We start from the raw sequence: 23,696 nt of genomic DNA, 5'->3' as shown, positions 1-23,696 counted from the left end.
GGAAGCTTATGACGGAAAAGAGAAAAAGTAAAAAGTTATTTTTTTCCTCGCCACAAAAAAAAGAAAAATGGCTCGTATGTATACGTTTTCCAAAAGATATTAAAGAAAAGCTTAAGATACAGGCTGACAAAGAATATAGTGGAAGAGGGAAACAATCTTTACTTATTGAAGATGCAGTTAAATATTATTTATATACACTTGCCGAAATTAAATGGGCTGAATATGAAAAGGACCTTGATTATTGCGAGCTTATTGATGATATTTATGAAGGATTAAATCAAGGGCCTTTGGAAAATGCGACACAAGTATTTTTTACTGAAGAAACTAAAAATCAAATTCTCGAGCTAGAGAAAAAGATTAAACTAACCAAACCACTTATGAAAGATGTACGCACTGGATTGATACGAAAGGCGGTTTCAATTCGACTTAGTTTGGGCGATAAGGCATTCTTTGACTCAATTATGAGTTTTAGCGATTAAGCCCGTCAAATGTTAAAAATTTACTGTATGAGTGGCTGGAGAATGGGGGCTCTTGATGTAACATTTGCGTAGTATTATTTATATGGAAAAAAAATGTAATATCAATAGTGATTCCTTTAACAAATTTAGGTTCAATAAATAAATTATTTATTATTAATTTAGGAAGTTACGTAATCTCATATCATTATATAAGCTATAAATGAGTAATCAGTCTTCTCTAATCAGGCTATTATAATAAGTAAAGCATAAAGGAGAATATGATGAACAAATACAGTAAAGGAGCACAAAAAGAAGTAGAAAAAGAAATGCATAAATACAAAGAAGGTAAAGCTCATAGTGGAAAGGGAGATAAGAAGGTTACTAGTCGAAAACAAGCTATAGCGATTGGTTTGTCAAAAGCGAGGAAAAAGGGTAAAAAAGTTCCTCCTAAAAATTAATTGGTTTTTTATAAGGTTGATTTTGTAGGGGGGGCTGCTATACCTCTAAGGCATCCTTGATGGATAATTGGAGAATTATTTTAATAGTTCACCAAGGAGTAGAGAGTGTATGTATGCCAAAAATCCTCCAAGGGATCTTTTTTAATGGTGCCAATGACCACATGTGGGCCTTAGCACCTAGTGCTTTTAACAAATGAGCTGAGTTTGTATTGCATTAAATACTCACGTATTTTTAACGCGGCCGTTACCACCTTGGTCTAAGGGCATCAGGTACGGGTTTAAGTCAAAGACTGAAAATATCAAGTTTGTTTAATTGCTTGATTTAGCTACCCTATGGCTGTATTTCCAGTACATACTTTTTTATAAAACTTAATAAACTTCTTTATCCTTTATATAAATATATTACTCTGATTTTTTTCATTAGTATCAATAGGATAAAGGTTTTTGGGCATGGAATTAATAAAATGACGCTGGTAAAAAACCTTCATCATAATGAGCCAGGCAGCGCAATAAAGTTAAGGGACGTAAAGAAATATAAGGCAGGAGGTACTCAATGGTAGGCTCGTAGTAATTTAATGCATTTCGTTTGTAATTTGACCATATGGATGGAAGGTCTGTTGGGGATGGATAACAATAAATTCTTTTTCTTTGGAAGGGGAGGGGGATCTCCTAATAGTTTCGCGTATACCATGGTCACTTAGATTGTATTTTTATCAAAAAGTAAACCTTTAAAGAGATGGTTTCAATTTGGCCATTCAGTAAAGTGGACTTCACATATCAATGCGGGTTTTACCCAGCGAGCATAGGGAGAGCCAGGAGGCTCAGAACTAAAGGGTTTTCTGCTTCATGCTTTCTTTTAATAAGGAAACAAAATCCACAACCGCATTATGATTTGGGCTGCTATTGCAACTTTTCCTTTTCTACCAGTACTCGTTAATTTATCTACTTGCTGATGAAGCCATATGTGTAGGGTTTCACGATAATCATTTGTCAGGAGTCCAGGGACCCTCATGTCGCTGATTAAATCAACGGCCATTTGAAGAAACAATTAGTGGCTCACTAGTAGTAGTTTAGAACTTAAAATGGGATTGTTCAAAAAATAAAACGAAATTAAAAGTCCCTTATAGCTGTATTTAGCTATGCAAATGTAGTGTTTACCAATTATTCTGCCGCAGTATCTTTAATTTAAAATAGGTAGATTGATCCAGGCATCATAAGAAATAGGGTAACTAATGTAAATTTTAGGTGGTAGTTAGCCAATAAGTATCAAGTTAAACCCTAGCCCCATGGTGATCGGGTCTAACCTACATTGCATCGGGATGCTCTATGATTCGTATAAATCTTGGTTATTTCCGCACCAATAAAGAAAATTTGCGCTGAATAATAAACCCATATTAACAGCACGATGACTGAGCTTGCTGCACCAAAGACAGAGGAAATCTCGGCTTTATTTAAATAAAAGCCAATAGCTATTTTCCCCAGGCTAAATAATAAGGCGGTAATTAACGCGCCTACCCATACGTTACTCCATTTAAGCTCAATATCAGGTAGGCTTTTGAACATTGTGGCAAAGAGTAAGGCTACTAATAAAAAAGAAAACGAGTAACTAATAATAAGTTCAATAAAGATGCTCGTGCCAATAAAATAATTAATATGGCTGCTTAAAATCGCTAAAAGGGCACTTAAGACTAAAGAGGAAAATAATAAAAAAGCGAAAATTAATATCATCGCAAACGATACAAATTGATTTTTAATTACTGCAAACCATTTTTGGTGGGGATTAATTTGAACTCCCCAAATAATATTTAAACCTTCTTGAATTGAACCAAATACTCGTGAGGCGCTAAATAGTAAAACGATAATACTAAAAATTCGTGCGAGGAATGCTGTAGAAGGGTGATTAGCATTTTTGATCATTTCTTGGATCTGTAGGGCAGTTTGTTCTCCTAATAAGGCATTGATGTGTCCTAATATCTGCCCTCGAGCGGCATCTTCTCCAAATAATGTTCCTACTAAGGAAATGCAAATTAATAAAATTGGTGCTAGAGAAAATAGGGTGTAGTAAGCAAGGGCTGCGGCAAGACTTGACACCCGATCGTTTTGCCAGTTGATATAAAGTTCATTTAGCCAGCCTAATTTTAAGGTCATAATGAGTTCATTAAAAGTTTAACTAATCATAGCCTAGCTTATCGCAAATAGAGTTTCTAGCCTAATCTCATACCTGAGGAAAACCATAATTGTTAAAAACTAATCACAAACTAGAATGGTCGATTCAGATTGCTAATAAACGTTTGTTAGACAATTAATGAAGGAGTGATTATGGATAACAAAAGCATCGAAAAATCATTTGAAAACACCGATGATAAAATAGAAGGAATTGTGTTGCATCTCTTAAAAAAATATATAATAAAAAACGAATTACCACAACAAGATATGGAGCTTAATGAAGAGCACCAATGCGATTAATGGAACAGCTTTTCTAATGTGCCGAGATTAAAGCGAATCGATTGAATCAGATTCTTTAGTCGTTAATTGATAGTGAGGGCCGTAGAGTTTTGCAAGCAGCTACATGGCACTAATTTGGAGTAAAATTGTAAAATAACATGTAGGATGGCCTTATAGCCAGCCTACATCAAGATGGAGGATTTTATAAATCAAATATCTTATTTAAAGAAACAGTAACTGACTGCACCATCGTTGCTTTAAATGTATCTTTGGTTGCCAGTATCCCGGAGGTTTCTATAGTAGTACTTCCAGCTGAAGCAGTATGAGCAAAAGACTGTTTATGTGAGCTCGTATAGTTCCCTGCAACAGAATAAGTATAAGACGCATCTACAAACCATGAGGAGTTAATAAAGTAGCTCATTCCAATCTGAGCGGCACCTCCCCATGCCCAAATCGTGGGCGAACCATAATTTACTAATCCGGTTACATTGAGCGTGGCTCCATCTACAATGGCATAGCCTATGGAGTTGTAGTTTTGTGATTGAATACTTGTTAATGAGGGACCAGCTCCTAAGTAGATGTATTTATTACCTAGTTGTTTACCAATTAAGGCGAGTAAGCTCATATTATGGTTAATCGTTGTCTCAACGGAATCAGCAATTGCATAGCCGAACATGGAGCTGGTGCTTGGAGGATTGAAACTTCTCAGTTCACCTGTCTGTGGAAGATAGAGATCACGGTTAGTGGCTACGGAGCCCAGATACTGATAGCTAAATTTAATCCCGTAGTAGTTATTGGTGTTAAAGTTCTTTAAATATCCAGCTTGGACTGCGGGCGCAAAGTTAAAGCTCGTTTTTTGAAATGGCGCCGCGTTACCTTGAGCAACCCCTTGAGAAGTTAACACGCCATTAGTATATAAATTAGAAAGTCCTAGACCCCATGAGTCTTGGTGAATTCTAACTGCATTAATACTTCCTCCCGCCCCAATAAAGAAGCCTTGAGGATTTGATACAGGGCCCATTGCACCTGCAAAAGCTGAAGTTCCTAAAATAGAGCAGGATAATATTACACTGTGTAGCCTTAAAAACATTTATAGTCCTTTATAAAAATTTGACGCAACAGTCTATTCTTTAATTGCTTGAATGACAATAAAAAATTTTTAAGATGCTAATCTCTTATTTTGAATAGGAAATTGGGTTTTCCTAATGTTCGATACCAAAGTTCATTAAGCCATATCGAGGATTATAACTAGTCCCAAATCCAAGGCCATAATCGCTCATACCATAACCCGTAGAAGAGACATAATTTCGATTATAAACAGGCGAGATGTAATCCGGAGAGGAGTTAGTACCAATAATGCATCCGGTTAAAAAAAGTTCAGGTGTTAGTACTAATAAAGCTAAGATTATTTTTTTCATGAGAATGGACATCCTTGTGTAGTTCTGTATTTAAATTATACAACATGATTGTGTGTATTGGGGCACTTAAGCCTCATAATATTAACACTTGTTTTTTCGCTCCGGCTTGATACTTTTTCACTAGATTCAGATAGCGATGCAGAATGAGTCGGAAAAAAGAAAGTATCTTCCAGTTTATTCAGCGATAACTAATTTGATTGATCTCAAGGGGTTGCTCAAATAGTGAATTAGTTGGGAGATTCGATTGCTTGCAAAAAATAGAGTAGTGGCAATAATTAAGAAATGATCCAAGTCAATTAACTCTTTTTCAGGATTTTTGGCATGCTTATAAATATCCTTAAGGTTGGTTGTGCTACGCTAATTATTCTTTCCTTGCTAATGTATGCATTCCAACGGAATTTAATTTATTTTCCAGCCGGGGAGGAGCCAAGTCGGCTAATTTATCATGCCACTGATATGCACGCTTTGCATCTTAAAACTACTGATGGCATTGAGCTACTGGCTTGGTACAAGGCTGCTAAGGTAAACCAGCCAACGATATTATTTTTACATGGAAATGCTGGCCATATTGGCTATCGCATGTTTTTGGCGCGTGCCTTTTTGGATGCGGGATTCGGCGTTTTGTTGTTGGAATATCGGGGTTTTGGTGGGAATAAAGGCAATCCAACAGAGGAGGGGTTCTATACTGATGCGCGTACGGGCATCCATTTTTTGCAGCAGCAACGCATTTCACCATCACATTTAGTGCTTTATGGCGAGTCTATAGGTACAGGGGTGGTGGTAAAAATGGCAGAAGAATTTCCTGTTTGTGCCGTAGTTCTGCAGTCTCCATATACCTCATTACCTGCGGTTGCTCGCTACCATTATCCGTGGATTCTTATACCGCCATGGGATAAATATAACTCGCTTGCGAGGATATATAATGTTAAATCGCCTTTGCTTATTTTACATGGAAAACAGGATAAACTCATACCATTTGAGCAAGGGTTGACGCTTTTTAATCAAGCCAATGAACCCAAAACTTTTGTTGCCTTGGATGATAAAGACCATAATAACCTTTGGGATCCTTATTTTGTCGAAACGGTTATGAATTTTATCCAATTACATTGCACTTAATTTTGGTTGGGGATACCGTATTTTTACGATATGGTTTTGGTTATAAAATTATCCATAGAATTATTTTTGGGATGGAACCATGAGCTTTTGCGCTTCAACATGGTTTATATTCTTATTTCTCTTAATTTTAGTGAGGCATGTTATTATTAAACTCTCTGGTCATTGCGAAGGAAGTGAAGCAATCCAGGGTGCCGTGGCAAGTACTACTGGGTTGCTCATCGCTAAGTACCTTGCAATGACACGATTGATGAATATGGAAAATACGAAAGAATATTTTTAACCAGAAAGCTTCATCAATATTAGCCCACCAATAATTAAAAGCGCTGCAGCTATTCTTGCCATGTTAGCGGGCTCTCCTAGAAGCACTACCCCTAAGATGAATGCTCCAACGGTACCTATCCCTGTCCAAATCGCATAAGCCGTGCCTAAGGAAAGACTTCTCATGGAGATGGATAAAAGTATAAAACTAAGGGCCATGGTGATGAGTGTAATAATCGAAGGGACCAGTTTTGTGAAGCCTGAAGACTGCTTCATATAATATGCCCAAACAACTTCGAGTAATCCTGCAAAAAATAAATAGATCCAGGCCATTTTAATTATTCCTTGTAAATAGTCTGGCCGTCCAGAAATGATAACCATGATGGATAAGGTCGTCCTTATTGCTATATTCTAGCATTTTCTAACGAGGTGGGTGCATAGTATATATAAAAAAGCTTATTCCCAAATTTATAATCAGGATCAAATTTGCTTTTTAAGTGGAAAAAATCCAAGGCAGGCAGGTAGAATCGAGCTGACCTAATTTCTTAATTGCTGGTAATCATCAAAAGCACGAAGATTGAGTGTCACAACCGGAGGGCTGTAAAATGAAATGCAATCGGCTTAACTAGTGTGGTAAATGCCTGTTCTAAATCCAAACTGTCTTGGTTTACCGGGGTAATAATGGTTTTCCAGGGCGAAAAATCACTTTGAAATTGCACGAAACTTTGTAGCTTATTCGCAATGCATAAATCAACATGCTGCTCAAAACGACTAATGACATAAGACTGCGGTACGCTATTGCCTACATCAAAATTAACAGCGTCATTACTTTCAAACCGTTCACGTAGGTTCATTCCAAAAGAAAGATAGGTTTGCGGATTGGTTTTTGATAAGGGAATATATTTTAGTTCATCAAAAGGTTCGCGCGGAACATTCGGATTAGCCAGAACAGACCAGCCTTCTTGCTAGCGATTAAACATAATCTTTGGACGCTTTGGCGCCTGAGTCGGTGGTGTGTTCTGACTGCCCAGGACGGTAGATGAACTGAGTAGCAAGCTATAAAAAAGTATGCCTGTGGGGTTCATTTACTGCTTAGTAGAGGCATTCTGCGAGTCTTCGTTGCTTTTTGTTAGTTCGTGAATTTCGGCAATATACCCACCTGGGAATTGAACCATGGCCGAGATTCGGCCTCCAGAAGTAACTGGTGCAACAAGAATTTTAGCTCCGCTAGCTTGTGCTTTATCTAATGTTTCTTTTAAGTTAGGCACTTCATAGCCGGTCATTTCATGACCATAAGGCCAGTTTAAATGTCCGTTTGTTACAATCACGAGCATTTTACCAAAGCCCGAATCTATAGACATACGGCGATAAGTTGTGTCGGGCTGCCCAATCTCTATTCCAGGGGCTTTGGGCTCATCAGCAACAATTTTTCCTCGAGCAAAGCTGCTGAAGCGTTGAGCAAATAAATTAGCACGGTCAGGAGAAATATAAATCCGATTTTCAGGTATTGTTGCTAAGGGCTCGTAGGATGGAGGGGTTGTATGCCAATAGATTTGCATGTTCACACCACCTGGCCACTGAAGAATAGCATCACGACCAATCGGATCAGGAAATGGAGCCACAATCACATCAGCACCTGCAGAGCGTGCGGCCAGAATTGCTTTGTCAAAATCATTAACCAAATAACCAGTTCTTTCAGTACCAAAAGGATAAGGAATGGGTGTTTTAAACCCAAAGACAGAGATTGTACCGGCAGGAGTTAGCGCTAACTGTGACATTGTTTGACTGGGAGTAGGTGTTACCTGAAAAACACCTTTCTTTGATGTTTTTCCACCAAAGGTACTGACCAAACTGGAAACAAAACGATCAAAATTTTCAGGGGCAACATAAACGTGGGTGGTATCATATTGAGGTCCAACAGCAAAACCAGGACTTTGCATTGCATGAACCATGCCCTGAGTCATAATGAATAAAATAAAAGCACTTATCCCTAATTTTTTCATGTGAATATCCTTACTAAAATAATTATTAAAGTAAGAGGTTAGTGAACTATGTCCTTTGACCTAGTACTTATTAAATCGCTTTTTTAATGCGCGTAAAAGTATACATTTATTTAGATTCCTTGCAACTAATTACATTATTTCAGCGGATCATTGAGGGAACATAAAACCACCCATATGTTCTATAATTGATCTATTGGCGAGAGCATCATTTACACGCTACCTTTCACACAGGATGAATGCTATGGATAAGAAAATCGAGTTACTGACACCTAAAAACTCTGTCCTTCTGATGATTGATTATCAACCCCAAATGGCCTTTGGTGTCACTAGTATTGACCGTCAAAATCTCAAAAACAATGCGACCGCTGTAGCTAAAGCGGCCAAGTTATTTAAGGTGCCTACCATTCTTACCTCTGTGGAAACAGAAAGTTTCAGTGGCTTTATTTGGCCGGAGCTCCTCGATGTATTCCCTCAAAATGACATTATTGAGCGTACTAGTATGAATTCATGGGATTCTCCGGCTGTACGACAGCATGTAGAAGCTACTGGTAAAAAGAAACTAATCCTTGCCGGCCTATGGACTGAAGTCTGCATTAATATGTGTGCGTTCTCAGCAATGCACGAGGGATATCAGCTTTACATAGTTGAGGATGCCTGCGGTGGTACTAGTCCCATAGGTCATGAGTCCTCTATGCGCCGTATGGAACAAGCCGGTGTAGTTCCCTTAACTTGGCAACAGTTATTATTAGAATGGCAACGCGATTGGGCAAGAAGAGAGACGTATGATGAGGTAATGAACATCGTCAAAGAACATAGCGGCGCCTATGGCATGGGGGTTGATTATGCTTACACCATGGTACACAAGCAAAAGCCAAGGAGTGAGTGGCATGGAAAAATCGTGAAATAAAGCGCTTAATATTATTTAAATTGAGCCGAGGAGCTATCTGATTCTTATTATTCCCTTATGTTGGGGAATCTATTCCTTAAGGCTCTTATGAGGAGAACCTAAAGATGGATGCTATTTATTACAATGGTAATTTTAAAGGTTCAGGTATTAGTAAAAAAATTACAGCTGTTGCCATTAAAAATCATCGATTTGTGCAATTTGGTTCAGATGACGTAATTATGAAGCTGAAAACATCATCAACTAAGTTAATTGATTTGCATAAGAACACCGTGATCCCAGGCTTAAATGACTCCCATATCCATCTGATTCGTGGAGGGTTAAATTTTAATATGGAGTTACGTTGGGATGGGATTCGTAGCCTTAATGAGGCCCTGTATATGCTCAAAGAGCAGGCCGTTCGCACCCCACCTCCGCAATGGGTTCGTGTGGTTGGGGGCTGGACGGAGTTTCAATTCAAAGAACGTAGAATGCCCACCTTAGAGGAAATCAATGCGGTTTCTAAAGAGACCCCCGTTTTTATTTTACATTTGTACGATCGAGCCTTACTTAACAAAGCAGCACTCAATGCGATTGGCTATGACAAAAACACCCAGGAAATACCAGGAACGCAAATTCAACGGGATAAATCAGGCAATCCCACAGGGATGTTAATTGCTCACCCTAATGCCATTATTCTTTACTCCGCATTGGCACAGGGCCCTAAATTAGACAGAAGCGATCAAATCAATTCAACCTTACATTTTATGCGCGAATTAAACCGTCTTGGAATTACTAGTGTCATCGATGCGGGTGGTGGTTTTCAAAACTACCCCGATGACTATGATGTGATTCAACAGCTGGATGAGGAAAATAAGCTGACTCTGCGTATCGCTTATAATCTATTCACCCAAAAACCAGGGCACGAGCTAGAGGATTTTACGCATTGGACACAAATCTCAAAATACCAACAAGGTAATGATTATTATCGTCATAATGGCGCGGGGGAAATGCTCGTTTTTTCCGCGGCCGATTTTGAAGATTTTCTGCAACCTCGTCCTGACTTACCCGACGTTATGGAAGAACAATTAAAACCTGTGGTCGAGGTTTTAGCAAAAAATCAATGGCCTTTCAGACTTCATGCAACCTACGAGGAGTCCATTGCACGCGCATTAACCGTTTATGAACAAGTGAATTCCGAAACGCCCATTGCTCAATTGCATTGGTTTTTTGATCATGCCGAAACCATTTCGGATAAGTCTATTGAGCGAGTGAAAAAACTTGGTGGTGGTATCGCAATTCAAGATAGAATGGCATTTCAAGGCGAGTATTTCAGTGAGCGGTATGGGAAAGAAAAAACCCTACGAACTCCACCAATTACTAAACTTATCGACGCCGATATTCCGGTAGGTATGGGAACTGATGCGACACGAGTTTCGAGTTATAATCCATGGCTATGTTTGTATTGGCTCGCTACTGGAAAAACGATAGGAGGTCAATCACTGTATCATGAAGAGAATATTCTTTCTCGAGAAAAAGCATTGGAACTTTATACCAAAGGAAGTGCCTGGTTCTCCAATGAGGAAGAACGCAAAGGCTCCTTCCTTCCTAATCAATTAGCAGATTTTGCGGTATTGTCGAAAAATTTTTTTCAGGTTCCTGATGAAGAAATCAAAGATATTTATTCGCTGATGACGGTTGTCGGTGGGGAGGTTGTTCATGCTTGTGAACAGTTTTTTCAATTTAATCCCCCATTACCCCCGGTAAGTCCTTCCTGGTCTCCTGTAAAATATTATGGAGGATATAGCCGCGATAAACTCTTTACTTCTACGGCACGTTTAGTCCATCAGCACCATCACTCATCGTCTCTTTGTCAGCATAAATCATGGCAATGGGGTGGTTGTTTTTGCTGGGCATTTTAGATTGCAGGTATAAGGCGATTGTGAAGAAAATGTCCAGTTCTAATGGCTTTTCTTGTAAAAACTCTTTAAAGTCTGACCAGTGATATCTTCTAAAACTAAAACAGCAAGGTGACCTTGTTGAATGAGTGCATAGGGCTTAATAACACCGGGAATATTAAGTTGATGAGTAAAAAATATTCGTGGTGTAAGTCTGCGAGAATTTTAAGAGAGGGGTGCTCTGAGTAGGGACATTTGAGCATAACAGGAATATTATCAAGAAGTCGTAACCCGCGGTAAAGTACCATGTTAGGGCTTTGATAAAGCGTGCCCAATATTTTATAGCACTTTAATAGTGCCCATATTAAGCGGATATCCCAAACAGGTTATAATCATACAGTTCTTAATAGCCTTGGTGAGCTATAGACTAGGCTGCTCAATGAAGTGAACCATATAAATAAACTAGTTATATATAATTATAATGTTGTTATCAATAAATTATGGTACCCAGTAGGGTCACTTTCATATTAGGTATTTCAACTGCGCTCATTATACAAGCCTAAAGAGCTAGACTACTATCACATTTTCACATTGCTCTAAGGCACCTTCCGAGATTTTTAAGTGATAATATAATTGAAATATTCGCTTAAAATCAATGCAGGAGCTCTGATCGCACTTATGGGTAATATCATGAATCTGTTTTCCGCGACAAAGCCTAATTTGATCTTTTGTCATTCCAAATGTTCCTAACGCATGACAACCATTCATGGCGGCTTAAAGTTTTCTTCAGTATAGGGAAAGTATACTCGTTGAACAACTAACACGATGTAGAGGATCATTATTATGCCATTCACGCTGACTCTATTAGGAACTGATACGCAATTTTCTCCCAATAAAGTAGAAAATGCTTATGAGCGAGCCGAGACCTTAAGTTATATTTCCACGATGATTAACAACGAATCAACTGCGTGCAAGGATGATACAGTTCGATTTAAGAGCAACCAAGTTGTGGTAATCGATGGCCCAACAACTCTCGGTAGGGAGGTCGGGGATCGAATTGCCCGTGGTGTTGCTGCTGCTCTAGAAGCAATAAGCCGAGGAGAAACAAACATTAACGTTATTGCTCATAGCCGTGGAGCTGTTGAAGCCATTTTAGTGGCCCATGAGTTAGAACGAATTCAAACATTGATGGAACAACAATCAGATGATTTTAATGATGAAGTATTAAAGAGCCCATGTCTTCTAACCCAAAGGGCGATGAATACACATCAACAAATATTTGCGTATTTAAACTGGAAAGAAATCAAGAATAATATAGCAGGTGTTAAATTATCTATATTAAACGTTGATCCAGTGCCTGGTGGAGATTATGTGGGTATCACTTATTTCTCTTCCCTTGCATGGAACGATCCTCGTTTTTACCAGCTTCCTAAAATTGTTAAAGAATATGAACAGTATATTTATGAAAATGAGCGCACTCGCTGTTTTAAACCGATTGTTCCTAAACCGGTATCAGAAGAGACTCAATTTAAACTAATCAGTTTACCGGGGCATCATGGCACCGGGTCAGGAAATCTTCTTGACCAACAACGTTGCCCCAATCCTGATGGTGCAAATACGACGCATGTTCAGGAACTTGCTGTTGTAAAAATGATTGAATTCTTGACTCGTAATGGGGTTAAGATGACCCCTCGACGTTCTGAAGATGATCCCTTTAGTCATTTAACTAAAGAATTATTTGATGAGCATGGGGAGCCTCAAAAAGAACATTTTAAACGCCTTTATTTTGGGTTATATAATGAAATTCTCGCGAATAGAAAAGCTTATCAACATTACAATGACACTGCGTATGCTTTTCTTGGCCAAGAGCAGAGCATTCTCAAACTCTTCTGGGAAATTACTAATCAACGGATAGTACATTACCAGGCACATAACGACACGTACCTTGAAACGATTGTACCCCCAGTTCCCGGTGGCCGTTTTCTCAATTATGAACATGCTCGTTTGTCTTTAAATCATGACTTAGGTTTAAGTGGTGATAACATTCCATTAGATCAAACGATAGATAAAGCCGTAACGCGCTTACTGGAGATTGCAAAACATCACCGCAGCCTACGCGTCCTCGATGAGAACAAACACTCTCTTTCGCCATTGGATTCTTGCATTGAAGATGATCTCGCTTGTGCTGTATATACAACAGCAGGTTTTGAGCTTCTCTTAGATGGAGTGAGTACGATTATTGAGGAAGTAAAACAAACCTATTTACACGGTAAACTGACCGACACCCAGGAGCGAGCAGCTGTATATCTTGCCGTTCAGAATACATTTAAACAGTTTGCAGAGTATACTCATACCAACCATGACAATGAAATTGCTCAAACAATTTACGACACATTTAGATCTAATTTACGTGATACGTTAACGAAAAAGCACGAGGGCCTACAAAAGCATTATCAGGATTTAGTCTATAGAATGCAGCAGAAACAATTTGTTGTCGATTTAAATTGGGCAATGCAGCAACTTAAGGAACAACAACCCACTGACAAGAAGTTAACCACCTATTTTACTCTGTTTATTATGCAGCTTAATGAGCTCAACTCAACAAATCCTAACGTGAGTGAAATTAATGAATTTTTACAAAGAAAATTTACACAACTCCAGGAAATAAAATTTGAAGAAACACAAGACGTATCCAATAGGGATCGTGCTAATTTACTCATTGTGGAGGCCATTGCAACGAATCAGCGTTATACAACGGACAATATTATTCGTGAAGTAATTAGTACCTGCAACGAGCTAGATGTGTTTAAAAAAGCGCTTCCAGACTTTCAAAATATCGATAGTACCGTCATTAATTACGAAGAGCACGAAGTGCTATTAGCGGGGCGACATAAACAAGTTGTAGATGCAACAGCTCGGTTTATAGCGGATCACAATATAGCTCTAGAGACCCTTGAAGGGTATTTTGACAAAGAAAATGAGGCTCTTTATAAAGAAATTTCAAGTGCAGCAATTTGTTTGGGTGTGGCTGATCCGTTGGTGCGGGCGAATCAGGAACAAGGTAAAAAAATTCAGGAATTAGATGCAAAACAAGAACAACAAAGAAATGAAATCGGAACTCTAACTGCAGAGAAAGAAACGTTAACTCAGGAGGTTAGAAAATTAACAACCACAATCACTCAACTGAGTTCTGAACAATCAACGTACAAAAGCATCATTGAAATTGAACAGCATAAGCTGACAGAACAGGTGATGCAATTAACAGATGAAATTAAGCGATTACAGTTAGAGAGAAAGAATTTTGATATCAAGATCGAATGCAAATTTCAAACTATCGTAGACGATAGCCTATACCCTTTGACCAAAGATTATTTATTACATTTGGCAAAAAAAGTAAAACAGCACGTGAATCCTAATCTAGATCTCAATGATATTGCTCATTTAGCAGACCATGTTGCTGAAATTAGCAACTGGCCTGAAGAACACAGCGTGCAAAATTTAAAAGATAAATTTTTTAAGGTTGCTACACTGTACACTATTCTAGAGTCTGCTGAAAAACCCAGCGAAAAGGTTAAGCAATTTTACCAGGAGTTAGATGAAGCTAGGGATACGCTGTTAACACATCGTGATGCGGCTGGGAAGCGATTCGCAAAAAATGCGTTAATTGTGTTAAGCATTATCTTAAGTGGTGTTATTCCTGGTTTAGCTGTACTATTTACTCAGAGTACTCCCAAGTTTTGGCAATCAGCTGGGCAAACGTTCTTCCAATCCACGAAAGTCGTAGACATAACCGTTGCCAATCAGGAGTCGGAATCAGCGTTAGTTCAGGAGAGTAGACCTTCTGCGCGGCGTTAATGAATCGCTTTTCAGTTAATCTGTAAATGTATCGTTTGGCTCCGTTTTTTTAATGGGGCCATTTCTCGACTGCCTTATTTAAAATTAATTTATTGGACCCTGGCTATACCTTATTCTTATTCGTTAGCATCTAGTCCTATTGTTCATGCGACGTTCATTTTTTCAAAAGGTTCTTTTTATATACTTAAAACATACAAAGTAAGGAACTCTGGCAGCGTAATCCACTTCAGAGTCACCCTAATTTACTGAGAGTCAGGCGGAATGTTTCCTGAATCATTTAGAGGAGTCCTTAAAATGAGAACTAAATTAGAGCATGAGGATAGTAAATCAAAGCTAAACTTTTGGAGACACAAAGACAGCAATCAACAATCTGTTTCGCATACCGTGCAACAACACATATCAGACAAGCAAATAAGAACAAAATCCGTAGATAACTTTGATTTTTCTTCCTCAACCTCTACCGGAGGTGTTACAGGAAGTAGGCGAGTTAAAGAGGGTTCGTCTTACTATCAATTAAAACCATCTATTCTTGATAATAGTTATTTAAGATGCATTAAAGCTCATAGTACGGATCGAGAAAATTTAGGTGAATTTATTGCGGCATGTATTGGTCAGGAATTATTAAAAAGTATCGATACTCAAAGTGAAATCCCAGAAGTAAATCTCGTGTATGATCAAAAAAGAAATAGAGTTTTGATTGCCTCCAAGTATATTGGTACCAATGCACTAAATTTAGACGATTATATCAAAAAGCAGGTTCCTTTTGATAAAGCACACGCGAGTATAATTGCTGGTCAGAATTCAACAGCTGGAAAAATTGGCTTTGGCAGCGAGCTTATGACACCATTGAAAAGCAGTTTAGTGGATGCAATAGCAATTTCCGCGATTTTAGGCGACCATGACATTAATCCTGGTAATATGCTAGTTGTAGCTGATGAGCACCAACACACGCCACATGTTGCCCGAATTGACTTAGGACATGCATTTAATGACTTATTAAATGCTCCTGGTCTTTTCGGCGGCTCGGTTCTAAATCCGGAACATCCTGTGCTTGATTTCATCAATCGAGAAAAAATTGCCGGAGTTGGTGTTAACGGTGGGGCTCCATCCAAATTATGGCGAGATTATCCTGGTGTTTGCTCTCTGGATGTAATGCCTGAGTTGGCTAGGAGTTTGGCGAAAATTGGCAGGGTGGATGAAGCGGTTATCAAAAAGGGAATTCAACATGCGAAGATTGAATTTTCAAAGTTAATCATGGATATGCAAGAGAATCATTATACTCAAGGTATTGAGCACTTGCAGAAATCGTTAATCGAAATCAATAATAATCTTTCTTCCGAAAAAATAACGTTTAAATTTAATGATTTATTAGGACAATTAGAGCAGGTATTTGATAATTTAGCTCTGTTTACAATTAAAAATTGCCAGGATGCTCTATACACGGCTAATCTAATAACCCTTCAACATACTATTCGTTCTTTACTCGTAGAGGGCGCATCAATAAGTGATGTTTTAGACCATGTGCAAAGCTTGCCTTGCTTCGAAGCATTGAGAATTAAAGCGGATACGGAACTTAGTTGGATAAAAGATAATCCATCGGCTCCTGCATTTCAAGGAAGTGTGTTTCAGTTTACGGTGCGTAGCAAAATACAAAGTTTAAATGAACTATCAAATATCCCTGTTACACATGCCATAGCACAGAAAATAATTAATTATATTGATGGATATAAAAACGATGTGCGTCATCAGCTGATTGGGCAGGCCAAGGGACAACAAAACGCAGAAAAATTAGGACTCGATCTTTACCAAGTTGGTGAAGCCTTGACGAATAATGATGTGAAAAAGGCTATTGAGATAGTTGAGCATTCAAGAGATGAGTTTATTGAGTTATTGACAGGAAATAAATTTAACGGCGGGTCATCAATCATCAAATCCCTGAATAATATTGAGTTCGATTTAAAAAAATTACGAATGACAACTTTTCGAGATGTAGTACAGGGGCTTCGTCAATCCATTGTATTACCCAATGAGCATTCCGAGAATAATGCGAAACTAAGTTAAAATGTTTATTTATCATCAAGGAGGTTTCCAGTGTTTGAATACACACGCTATCACGCTACTTTATTTACTCCCTCGGCTACCCGAGAAAAATCTTACCTCATCAATGATTTTTGTAATAAAACTTTAGAGGATATTTTGTTTGCTTTTCAGAGTATCCCCCCTTATACGGAGTGCCTTGATTTAAGTGAAAATGACTTATATATGTGGATGGATGAAATAATAAAGGCCTTCCATTTAAGTGGGGTAGAGGTGACTTCTTTAGATCTGAGTAATAACTGCCTTGGTATCGTAGAAACCAGCCAATTATCTCAGCTGTTTTCGCTACTTTCTGTTGCTGAGATTAATTTAAACGGTAATGAACTGAGTAAAAACCCTCAGGTTGTGCACGCATTTAAAGCGTTGTCTACAAATAAAAACCTGATTTCCGTAAATTTGGGAGCCAATCATTTTAATAAGCAACCAATAGACCTATTGTGTCAAATTATTGATGAACTTCCTTCGTCGCTGGAAAAGTTAGTGCTCTCAGAAAATTATCTGGGTGAAAAAAACCTTAACGAGCTAGAGACACTTCGCTCTCATCTATCACGGCATAAGAATTTAAAAACACTTGATCTGCAGAATAATTTCTTTGATGAGGAACAAGTAGAAAGGATAAAAAAATATTTACACCCCTCCGTAAATATTCTTTTTGGAGAACCGACAAACAATGAGGAAATGCAGTATGGTTTTACTATTTAGCATCAATCGTTGCGCATTATGACAGCACGGTGATTAGCAACAGCCCCAGGGCCCTCATTAATCACCTGATTACCAGCCAAACTGAAGCTGAACCCCAACGTAATTCGAATTTTTTTCTCCTACGGCGCGAATGGATTCCGCCACTTGATTGCATCCTCTGTAAACAGACCATGCGATTATCCTTCCTGCTCTTTAAACGCTCATCCCGACAGCTGATGAATTACACCACTCAAATTGCTTTACAAAAAAATTCGACACTCACTAACGCTAAGTAAAAAGATAGGATTGCTGATGCAAGGGATTAATTATCGATTAGATATAAAAAATGGATTGCTGACAAGTCCCAATGGCTGGAGCGTTCTTGGCAATCAGTGCTAGTTTTCCCTTTATCTCTAGCTCGCACCATTTGCATCTTTTCTGCTTATTTTCCGTTTCTGAGTATGATTGCGTGTTGTAACGCATTTTCTTTATTTATTAGTTCAAATTTTTTGTTGTACTCACTTGTTGTTTTTTATGGATGATTTTAAGTATGCATAGGAGTATTCATGAACAAAGATTCTGCTGTAAACATAATGGCCGCTATTTTTTAGCCACCAGTGCTTTAGCTGGAACTATGAGGCCTATCACAACGCAACGTACATGGACCTGGGTTGGTAGTTTTAGCGCGGATCCTGTTTGGGAAGGAGCAGGCAACACCCAAACGTTTTATTTAACAACCGACATTGAAAAGACTTATGTAGCCCATAAATCCAGCAATGCCTTATTTGATGGTGAAGTGTTTTGGGCGCACAAAAAGCACTCACCCAAACCCTGCAAGGCCAACTAGGTCTTGCGGTTGGCTTCACCAGCAATGCCAATCTATCTGGTATGATTTGGATGATGCCGATCCTCTATTTGATAACTTCACCTACAACCACAAGATTCAGCACACCATGTGGCGGTGAAAGGAAAGCTGCTGGCAGATGCTGGCTTCTGGTTGATTCCTTGGATAAGTGGCAGCCTTGGCGGGTGCTCCTGTATGGACGTTTGCGCCCATATCCGGATACCCTGCTTCGGTGGGGGTAAGCCCATCAGGGGCAGCAACCATTAAATACACGGTCACCAATCAATCCCATAAATCCCATACACTGAAGATGAGGCCTATTCAGGGTATTACCTCATCAGGATGCACATCACCCTTTGGTTATCATCAATCGTGTACATTAACCCTGGCAGTGGGGCTGGTAGTGGTTTAAAGGGCGATGTGTTTGGAGGACCAATCCTTTGCGCCCAGGGTAATCCGAATCAATGTTATCAGCCAAGCTCGGCTAACATACTACGCATTAAGTTGTTAAAAAATCCACCGGGTATTCGCTACACGGTTGCAGCCGCGGGCCGGTATTATGACGGCAGCACGAATTACCCTATGCTCGCGCAGAGCACGGATAACGGGGTGAGTTGGACCTATAAGCTAGACAAGACCGCTGGCACGTTACCGGTGGATTATGTCGGTTCCGGCTCCTTTAACAGCACCAGCGCTACTACTAATACATTATTCAAATCACTGGGCGTTGTCGAAACCGGCATTCGAACTTGGAGTGTTGCGACCTCCTTTCCGGGCCTTAAACTAGGAGGCTGCGGAAAGGTATGCTCACTCAAGGGGCGCGCTACCTCGTGAAAAATTCCGGGGCGTCCCAGTCCCCGAAATCGACTCGCCAACGCGCGAAGCTAAGGACTCTGGACGTCCTGCCCCTTTGAGGTTATAGGAAATTCAAAGAGTAAAAGAATGAATTTTGTACAGCACTGTTATCGTAGTTTATGACAGCTTTTATTGTGAAACAGGGAAGAGGGATAGAGGTAAGAATAAATTTACTCCAGATAGGATGGTAAATTAGCGTATTTTTGAAAAAAAGACCCACTAATCCCGTTAATTGATACGAATGTTTTTTTGTAAAGCGATTTGAGTGGTGTAATTCATCAGCTGTCTGGATGAGCGTTTAGAGAGCAGGAAGGATAATCGTATGGTCTGTTTACAGAGGATGCAATCGAGCGGGTTGTTCCCTGATTGGTGTTTTACACGCAAAGCTCAAGAAGGCATCGTCAATTTAACTTTTGAGCTACACTGAGGTTTATTTATTGAGTCGCCGCAGATGCTAACAAAGAAACCGAAAAGATATAGATATCCTGTAGAGATAATCAGTATTTGCGTATGGAGTTATCATCGTTTTAATGACAGTTACCGAGATGTGTCGGAGCGTTTGTTGTATTGAGGCATTGAGGTGAGCTATAAAACGATACGCCAATGGTGCATCAAGTTTGGCCCTCATTTAAGAATGTGGTTAAGAAGCGAGAGCCAAAGCCCTCGGATAATGGCATTTAGATGAGCAACAACTACGCATCAACGGCGAGACTTATTACTTATGGCGAGCGGTCGACGAGGAAGGCTATGAGTTGGATGTTTTTCTGCAAAAAAGCCGCAACAAAAAGGCAGCCATCCGCCTCCTATCTCGCTTATTGAACGCCTATGCCAAACCGCGGGTTATCGTAACGGACAAACTAAGGAGCTATACCAAACCGATTCCCCAGATGTGCAAAGGCACCGAGCATCGGTCAAATAAGGGATTAAATAACCGAGTGGAAAAATGCTCATCAGCCCACACGCAGAAAAGAAAAATCGCTCATCCGCTTTAAATCAGCAGCCGGCGCTCAGAACGTCCTGGCTTTGATGGGAAAAACCAGAAATCCCTTCGCAGCCACCCAGATTCTTTGCGCCTAAAATTTACCAAGCATTCTTTCTTGCGTTAACAAAAGTTAACTTGACGATGCCATTATAACACGCAGGCTGGGCTTAACAGCCCAGCTTACATTTTGCTCTAGATAAGATAGAGGGGATATAGATTAACCTTTCCACATTATCAATAAACGCTGTTGTTAGTGTGTGCTTCGCACTCTGAACTAACTTTTTATTTTTGCGTTCTGTAAGCGAATTCCTTTCTCTTCAATATGAATCAAACCGCGTTTATAAAGTTGTCCAATTGCGCTTTTAAAATTTTTTTTGCTTTCAGCGAATGCTTGCTGAATTTCTGCCGGAGAGCTTTTATCATGCAAGGCTAAAAAGCCGCCCGATAGTTCAAGCTTATCTAGAATACGTTGCGCTAACTCATTAATGCTGTTTTGTCCTATTTGTCTTAAAGCAACATCAATTTTGCCATCTTCACGTACTTTTTTAATGTATCCCTTTATTTTTTTACCATAAATTAATGTTTGAAAAATATCATCCGCATGGATTAATCCCCAGTGACTGTTATTGATAATTACTTTTCGACCTAAAGGTGTTGTGTCAGCAATAAGCAAATTAACTTCTTCACCTGGTTTAAAATCAGCCTCTGTCTTATCCAAAAAATAATCGATTTTTGAACTGGCTATAATGCGTCCCTGATGATCTTGTTTTAAGTAGACAAGATAGGATTTCCCCTTTTCCATAGGGCAATGTTGTTCTGGTTTGGGTACTAATAAATCTTTATCTAACCCCCAATCCAGAAAAGCCCCCACGGCATTTACATCAACTACTTTTAAAAATGCACAGTTCCCCACTTTTGCGTGAGGGCGTACGGTTGTGGCGATAATTTTATCTTCTGAATCAAAATACACAAATACATCCAGCATATCACCAACCAAAGCGCCTTTGGGGACGGATTTATTGGGTAATAAAATTTCCCCCAATTCTCCTCCTTGCAAATACACGCCAAAAGGAACCTCGCGTACCATTTTTAATTTATTAAATTGCCCAACTTTAATCATCATGAAACTCGTTCTTTTTAGATTAACAGAGCTTACCACAGAACAAATAATGTGTTTATTATTTATTGATGTTGTTATGCGGGGAGCAATTGTTAACAAACCCCAATAATTAGCGACCATAATTTGTCGGTGTAGCATTCCATATCCGATTTGAGTTAATGCCTAGGAACCTAAACGTGTTTTGGATTAAGGTATGCATATCACGTTCATCCGTTGCACTAATTTCTATAGTGCTGTGACTGAAACCTGTCGCAGTAAATCAGAGAGGTGGATAATAAATTGCGTGGTGGTTTATGTGGGTGGCTGAGGTGAGTGTTTGTGAATAAACATGAATTCCTGCAAAACAAAATGTTTTTTATTACTTGGACATCGATTCTCAATTTTTTCAGAAGACGTTGGCCTATAAACCTATTACTCACTCGATTGTTCGTAGGCGTGGTATTTATCAGCTGGCACAGTTGTTCGAGTTTTTTCTAATAAAATAATATCGGTACCTCGAATATGCGATACTTTTTTGACCGTGGTTGAAGTTTTCTGGAGTTGTGTTTGCATATCGGAAAATAAATCAAAGCCATGATGTGTTAATGGGCGTAATAAAAAATAAGCTTTACCTTGATGGGCAAGGGAGTTTTCCAACGCGCGAATATAATTCTGAAATGAGCTATCTAAATAAAATCTGCAGCGATTTTTAAATTTTGAAGGTGAAAGCACCCCATGGCCGAGTTGGAAATAAGGTGGGTTGCTGATAATCAAATCATATTTATCTTCCCATTCTTTTTCATGCAACTCATCATAATTTAAAAGATGCCAGCGACATTGTAATTCGGGGCGATTGATATTGGCCAAGTTTTGATGAAAATAGTCGGTATAAATATCTTGGACCTCAATAAAATCAATGTGCTGTATGGCTTTAAGATGCCAGGATAATTCCATCCCAATAACCCCACAACCCGCGCAGAGATCCAAAACTCGTAATGAACCAAGATCTGAGCAGGACTGTAATTCTGTTGCGACAAATTGTGCAAGCCTAATAGAATCAAGGCTAAAATGATATTCGTCGGGTTGTTTATAATTATAAGTAAAGGGCATTATTCGTGTTCGTTCTACAATGGACAAATCGTTTTGAACCGCATGGATGTTTTTTTTGTTTCATTTTAAGTGATTTCATCGGTCAATTATAGTCTCTAAGCATTCTTTTGCTCCAACATTCGTGACTCTACTAAGTTCTATTGACATTAAAAATAGATCATCATGGCAAAGTAAGTCCTTACGTATATAAGAGCTAACTTTTTCAAGGATATTCATATGTCAAAATGATCTAATGAGTTATTACATCATGCACAATTTACTAAATTAATTATTAATATTAAAAATGATATCAAAAGTTACGAAAATCGTATGAGGGAGAGAGGGGGCTTCCCATTTTAAACATTTATTGACTCGCTACCTTTACAGTGGCTGTAGTCTCAAGGGATAACTAGAGACGTCGCGGTTATCGTATAATTTGGCATTCTGTTCGCAGGTTTTACTCGCTAGATGGATTTATTTCTAAGAAGTGAGCTTTTTAGAACGATAATTTATTGATGTATAGAAGTCCGTTTATTTGTAAAATAAAAGAGTTAATTGTTAATATTTATTTAATGTTTAGCCGTATTATTGGTTTTTTTTCAACTATAAACGGTGAGAATATTATGCCATTTAATATAGAATTAATGAAAGCACAACCTTTTGTTAAGCTACAAGTTACTAAAAATACAATTACGCTCTATTTTTATGGTACCGATTAGAACAAGCTCACATTGGCCCTAAATGCTTGGGGTCATTTAGATAACCATTTTTTAAGTGAAATACCAACATATAATGCTGATTGGTTTCGGGGCCCTGATGCGCCTCATATAAAAAGAAATCATACTTATGGTGGTGAAACGGATGTAATGCATTTTCATCGCGAATTTTCTACAGAAATAACTCCAAAATTGTTGTCTTTCTATCTTAATAAGTTTTGGGAACAACAAAATGATCCTCACCACGATAAAGATATATTTAAATTCTTTGAGGACGGAGAGATAGACCGAATCCTAAAAGCATTTACCCTATATTATGACGAGTATAAAGGAAGTTCGATTGAGGCCATGGTTGAAGAGAAGGCAAAACTTACTCCGGAGGAAGAATTAAGTTATACCCGCGCCCTAGATTCTCACAAAAGGTCAGATCCGGTTCAACTCCTACATATGTTATCCATGTTTCGTGCGAGCAGAATCACTGTATCGCCTACATCAACAATTGTTCATGTTTCTGAGGAAAACTGTAACATCATGTAATGAA

General features: G+C 38.8%; 21 protein-coding genes and 2 pseudogenes. 14 read left to right on the top strand and 9 right to left on the bottom strand.

Annotated elements, in window-relative coordinates; genetic code table 11:
- Positions 1 to 8: 8 nt before the first annotated feature.
- Positions 9 to 479 (top strand): hypothetical protein, encoded by a 471-nt coding sequence (locus E1P08_RS13560; RefSeq protein WP_133137546.1) that lies wholly within the window; start codon positions 9 to 11, stop codon positions 477 to 479.
- Between the two features lie 257 nt (positions 480 to 736).
- The gene (locus tag E1P08_RS13555; RefSeq protein WP_133137545.1) at positions 737 to 916 is read left to right on the top strand and encodes a DUF6496 domain-containing protein; all 180 of its coding nucleotides are present in this window, start codon (positions 737 to 739) and stop codon (positions 914 to 916) included.
- A 1,299-nt stretch (positions 917 to 2,215) separates the two neighbouring features.
- Here E1P08_RS13555 and E1P08_RS13550 read toward each other — a convergent pair.
- Positions 2,216 to 3,064, bottom strand: coding sequence for a YihY/virulence factor BrkB family protein (locus E1P08_RS13550; RefSeq protein ID WP_133137544.1), 849 nt, complete (start codon positions 3,062 to 3,064; stop codon positions 2,216 to 2,218).
- Positions 3,065 to 3,235: 171 nt separating this feature from the next.
- On the opposite strand from E1P08_RS13550, the gene E1P08_RS17225 reads away from it, so the two are divergent.
- Positions 3,236 to 3,382, top strand: a complete 147-nt coding sequence (locus tag E1P08_RS17225) for a hypothetical protein (protein WP_165485183.1) — start codon at positions 3,236 to 3,238, stop codon at positions 3,380 to 3,382.
- Between the two features lie 181 nt (positions 3,383 to 3,563).
- Here E1P08_RS17225 and E1P08_RS13545 read toward each other — a convergent pair whose 3' ends face one another.
- Entirely contained in the window at positions 3,564 to 4,451 is an 888-nt protein-coding gene (locus E1P08_RS13545) for an outer membrane protein (RefSeq protein ID WP_133137543.1), read from the bottom strand.
- A 112-nt stretch (positions 4,452 to 4,563) separates the two neighbouring features.
- Positions 4,564 to 4,779 (bottom strand): hypothetical protein, encoded by a 216-nt coding sequence (locus E1P08_RS13540; RefSeq protein ID WP_133137542.1) that lies wholly within the window; start codon positions 4,777 to 4,779, stop codon positions 4,564 to 4,566.
- 321 nt (positions 4,780 to 5,100) lie between these two features.
- Here E1P08_RS13540 and E1P08_RS13535 point away from each other — a divergent pair, with 321 nt between their 5' ends.
- On the top strand, positions 5,101 to 5,895 hold the full coding sequence (locus E1P08_RS13535; RefSeq protein WP_133137541.1) for an alpha/beta hydrolase: 795 nt from the start codon (positions 5,101 to 5,103) through the stop codon (positions 5,893 to 5,895).
- Between the two features lie 79 nt (positions 5,896 to 5,974).
- Positions 5,975 to 6,175, top strand: a complete 201-nt coding sequence (locus tag E1P08_RS13530; protein ID WP_133137540.1) for a hypothetical protein — start codon at positions 5,975 to 5,977, stop codon at positions 6,173 to 6,175.
- On the opposite strand, the gene E1P08_RS13525 is transcribed toward E1P08_RS13530, so the two are convergent.
- The 3 genes from E1P08_RS13525 to E1P08_RS13515 form a co-directional block, all read right to left on the bottom strand.
- Positions 6,172 to 6,486 carry a DMT family transporter gene (locus E1P08_RS13525; RefSeq protein ID WP_133137539.1) on the bottom strand — a complete coding sequence of 105 codons (315 nt, stop codon included), beginning with the start codon at positions 6,484 to 6,486 and terminating at the stop codon, positions 6,172 to 6,174. The genes E1P08_RS13530 and E1P08_RS13525 overlap by 4 nt on opposite strands.
- A gap of 251 nt (positions 6,487 to 6,737) precedes the next feature.
- Positions 6,738 to 7,007, bottom strand: coding sequence for an alginate export family protein (locus tag E1P08_RS13520; RefSeq protein ID WP_207387372.1), 270 nt, complete (start codon positions 7,005 to 7,007; stop codon positions 6,738 to 6,740).
- Between the two features lie 231 nt (positions 7,008 to 7,238).
- Positions 7,239 to 8,156 (bottom strand): glyoxalase, encoded by a 918-nt coding sequence (locus E1P08_RS13515; protein WP_133137538.1) that lies wholly within the window; start codon positions 8,154 to 8,156, stop codon positions 7,239 to 7,241.
- A 241-nt stretch (positions 8,157 to 8,397) separates the two neighbouring features.
- Here E1P08_RS13515 and E1P08_RS13510 point away from each other — a divergent pair, with 241 nt between their 5' ends.
- The 7 genes from E1P08_RS13510 to E1P08_RS13480 all read left to right on the top strand — a co-directional run bounded on the left by E1P08_RS13510 (position 8,398) and on the right by E1P08_RS13480 (position 18,826).
- Positions 8,398 to 9,063 (top strand): hydrolase, encoded by a 666-nt coding sequence (locus E1P08_RS13510; protein ID WP_133137537.1) that lies wholly within the window; start codon positions 8,398 to 8,400, stop codon positions 9,061 to 9,063.
- Between the two features lie 104 nt (positions 9,064 to 9,167).
- A complete protein-coding gene (locus tag E1P08_RS13505) occupies positions 9,168 to 10,961 on the top strand; it encodes an amidohydrolase (RefSeq protein ID WP_133137536.1) in 1,794 nt (597 codons plus the stop codon).
- Positions 10,962 to 11,780: 819 nt separating this feature from the next.
- Positions 11,781 to 14,792 (top strand): synaptonemal complex protein 1, encoded by a 3,012-nt coding sequence (locus E1P08_RS13500; RefSeq protein WP_133137535.1) that lies wholly within the window; start codon positions 11,781 to 11,783, stop codon positions 14,790 to 14,792.
- A 294-nt stretch (positions 14,793 to 15,086) separates the two neighbouring features.
- Positions 15,087 to 16,853 (top strand): hypothetical protein, encoded by a 1,767-nt coding sequence (locus E1P08_RS13495; RefSeq protein ID WP_133137534.1) that lies wholly within the window; start codon positions 15,087 to 15,089, stop codon positions 16,851 to 16,853.
- Positions 16,854 to 16,883: 30 nt separating this feature from the next.
- Complete coding sequence (locus E1P08_RS13490) at positions 16,884 to 17,591, top strand: leucine-rich repeat domain-containing protein (protein ID WP_133137533.1); 708 nt, start codon at positions 16,884 to 16,886, stop codon at positions 17,589 to 17,591.
- A 529-nt stretch (positions 17,592 to 18,120) separates the two neighbouring features.
- Positions 18,121 to 18,417: a hypothetical protein gene (locus E1P08_RS13485; RefSeq protein WP_133137532.1), complete on the top strand. Its 297-nt coding sequence runs from the start codon at positions 18,121 to 18,123 to the stop codon at positions 18,415 to 18,417.
- 166 nt (positions 18,418 to 18,583) lie between these two features.
- Positions 18,584 to 18,826, top strand: a complete 243-nt coding sequence (locus E1P08_RS13480) for a hypothetical protein (RefSeq protein ID WP_133137531.1) — start codon at positions 18,584 to 18,586, stop codon at positions 18,824 to 18,826.
- Positions 18,827 to 19,497: 671 nt separating this feature from the next.
- Here the strand turns inward: E1P08_RS13480 and E1P08_RS17770 are convergent.
- Positions 19,498 to 19,656, bottom strand: a pseudogene (locus E1P08_RS17770) (IS91 family transposase); the annotation flags it as partial.
- Positions 19,657 to 19,952: 296 nt separating this feature from the next.
- Between E1P08_RS17770 and E1P08_RS17765 the strand changes: the two are divergent.
- A pseudogene (locus E1P08_RS17765) lies at positions 19,953 to 20,261 on the top strand (DDE-type integrase/transposase/recombinase); the annotation flags it as partial.
- Between the two features lie 264 nt (positions 20,262 to 20,525).
- Here E1P08_RS17765 and E1P08_RS13470 read toward each other — a convergent pair.
- Both E1P08_RS13470 and E1P08_RS13465 read right to left on the bottom strand, forming a co-directional pair.
- A complete protein-coding gene (locus E1P08_RS13470) occupies positions 20,526 to 21,374 on the bottom strand; it encodes a CvfB family protein (RefSeq protein WP_242602468.1) in 849 nt (282 codons plus the stop codon).
- Positions 21,375 to 21,782: 408 nt separating this feature from the next.
- Complete coding sequence (locus tag E1P08_RS13465; RefSeq protein ID WP_133137530.1) at positions 21,783 to 22,460, bottom strand: methyltransferase; 678 nt, start codon at positions 22,458 to 22,460, stop codon at positions 21,783 to 21,785.
- A gap of 710 nt (positions 22,461 to 23,170) precedes the next feature.
- Here E1P08_RS13465 and E1P08_RS13460 point away from each other — a divergent pair.
- The gene (locus E1P08_RS13460) at positions 23,171 to 23,692 is read left to right on the top strand and encodes a hypothetical protein (protein ID WP_133137529.1); all 522 of its coding nucleotides are present in this window, start codon (positions 23,171 to 23,173) and stop codon (positions 23,690 to 23,692) included.
- The last annotated feature ends 4 nt before the right edge of the window (positions 23,693 to 23,696 follow it).

This window comes from Legionella rowbothamii, assembly GCF_900639985.1.
Lineage (GTDB): Bacteria > Pseudomonadota > Gammaproteobacteria > Legionellales > Legionellaceae > Legionella > Legionella rowbothamii.
This window is presented reverse-complemented; position numbering and strand designations above follow the sequence as displayed.

Excerpts from the sequence above, each read along its gene's own strand:
- E1P08_RS13560 (WP_133137546.1), top strand. The coding sequence starts at position 9 with ATGACGGAAAAGAGAAAAAGTAAAAAGTTATTTTTTTCCTCGCCACAA.
- E1P08_RS13555 (WP_133137545.1), top strand. The coding sequence starts at position 737 with ATGATGAACAAATACAGTAAAGGAGCACAAAAAGAAGTAGAAAAAGAA.
- E1P08_RS13550 (WP_133137544.1), bottom strand. The coding sequence starts at position 3,064 with ATGACCTTAAAATTAGGCTGGCTAAATGAACTTTATATCAACTGGCAA.
- E1P08_RS17225 (WP_165485183.1), top strand. The coding sequence starts at position 3,236 with ATGGATAACAAAAGCATCGAAAAATCATTTGAAAACACCGATGATAAA.
- E1P08_RS13545 (WP_133137543.1), bottom strand. The coding sequence starts at position 4,451 with ATGTTTTTAAGGCTACACAGTGTAATATTATCCTGCTCTATTTTAGGA.
- E1P08_RS13540 (WP_133137542.1), bottom strand. The coding sequence starts at position 4,779 with ATGAAAAAAATAATCTTAGCTTTATTAGTACTAACACCTGAACTTTTT.
- E1P08_RS13535 (WP_133137541.1), top strand. The coding sequence starts at position 5,101 with ATGCTTATAAATATCCTTAAGGTTGGTTGTGCTACGCTAATTATTCTT.
- E1P08_RS13530 (WP_133137540.1), top strand. The coding sequence starts at position 5,975 with ATGAGCTTTTGCGCTTCAACATGGTTTATATTCTTATTTCTCTTAATT.
- E1P08_RS13525 (WP_133137539.1), bottom strand. The coding sequence starts at position 6,486 with ATGGCCTGGATCTATTTATTTTTTGCAGGATTACTCGAAGTTGTTTGG.
- E1P08_RS13520 (WP_207387372.1), bottom strand. The coding sequence starts at position 7,007 with ATGAACCTACGTGAACGGTTTGAAAGTAATGACGCTGTTAATTTTGAT.
- E1P08_RS13515 (WP_133137538.1), bottom strand. The coding sequence starts at position 8,156 with ATGAAAAAATTAGGGATAAGTGCTTTTATTTTATTCATTATGACTCAG.
- E1P08_RS13510 (WP_133137537.1), top strand. The coding sequence starts at position 8,398 with ATGGATAAGAAAATCGAGTTACTGACACCTAAAAACTCTGTCCTTCTG.
- E1P08_RS13505 (WP_133137536.1), top strand. The coding sequence starts at position 9,168 with ATGGATGCTATTTATTACAATGGTAATTTTAAAGGTTCAGGTATTAGT.
- E1P08_RS13500 (WP_133137535.1), top strand. The coding sequence starts at position 11,781 with ATGCCATTCACGCTGACTCTATTAGGAACTGATACGCAATTTTCTCCC.
- E1P08_RS13495 (WP_133137534.1), top strand. The coding sequence starts at position 15,087 with ATGAGAACTAAATTAGAGCATGAGGATAGTAAATCAAAGCTAAACTTT.
- E1P08_RS13485 (WP_133137532.1), top strand. The coding sequence starts at position 18,121 with ATGCATAGGAGTATTCATGAACAAAGATTCTGCTGTAAACATAATGGC.
- E1P08_RS13470 (WP_242602468.1), bottom strand. The coding sequence starts at position 21,374 with ATGATGATTAAAGTTGGGCAATTTAATAAATTAAAAATGGTACGCGAG.
- E1P08_RS13465 (WP_133137530.1), bottom strand. The coding sequence starts at position 22,460 with ATGCCCTTTACTTATAATTATAAACAACCCGACGAATATCATTTTAGC.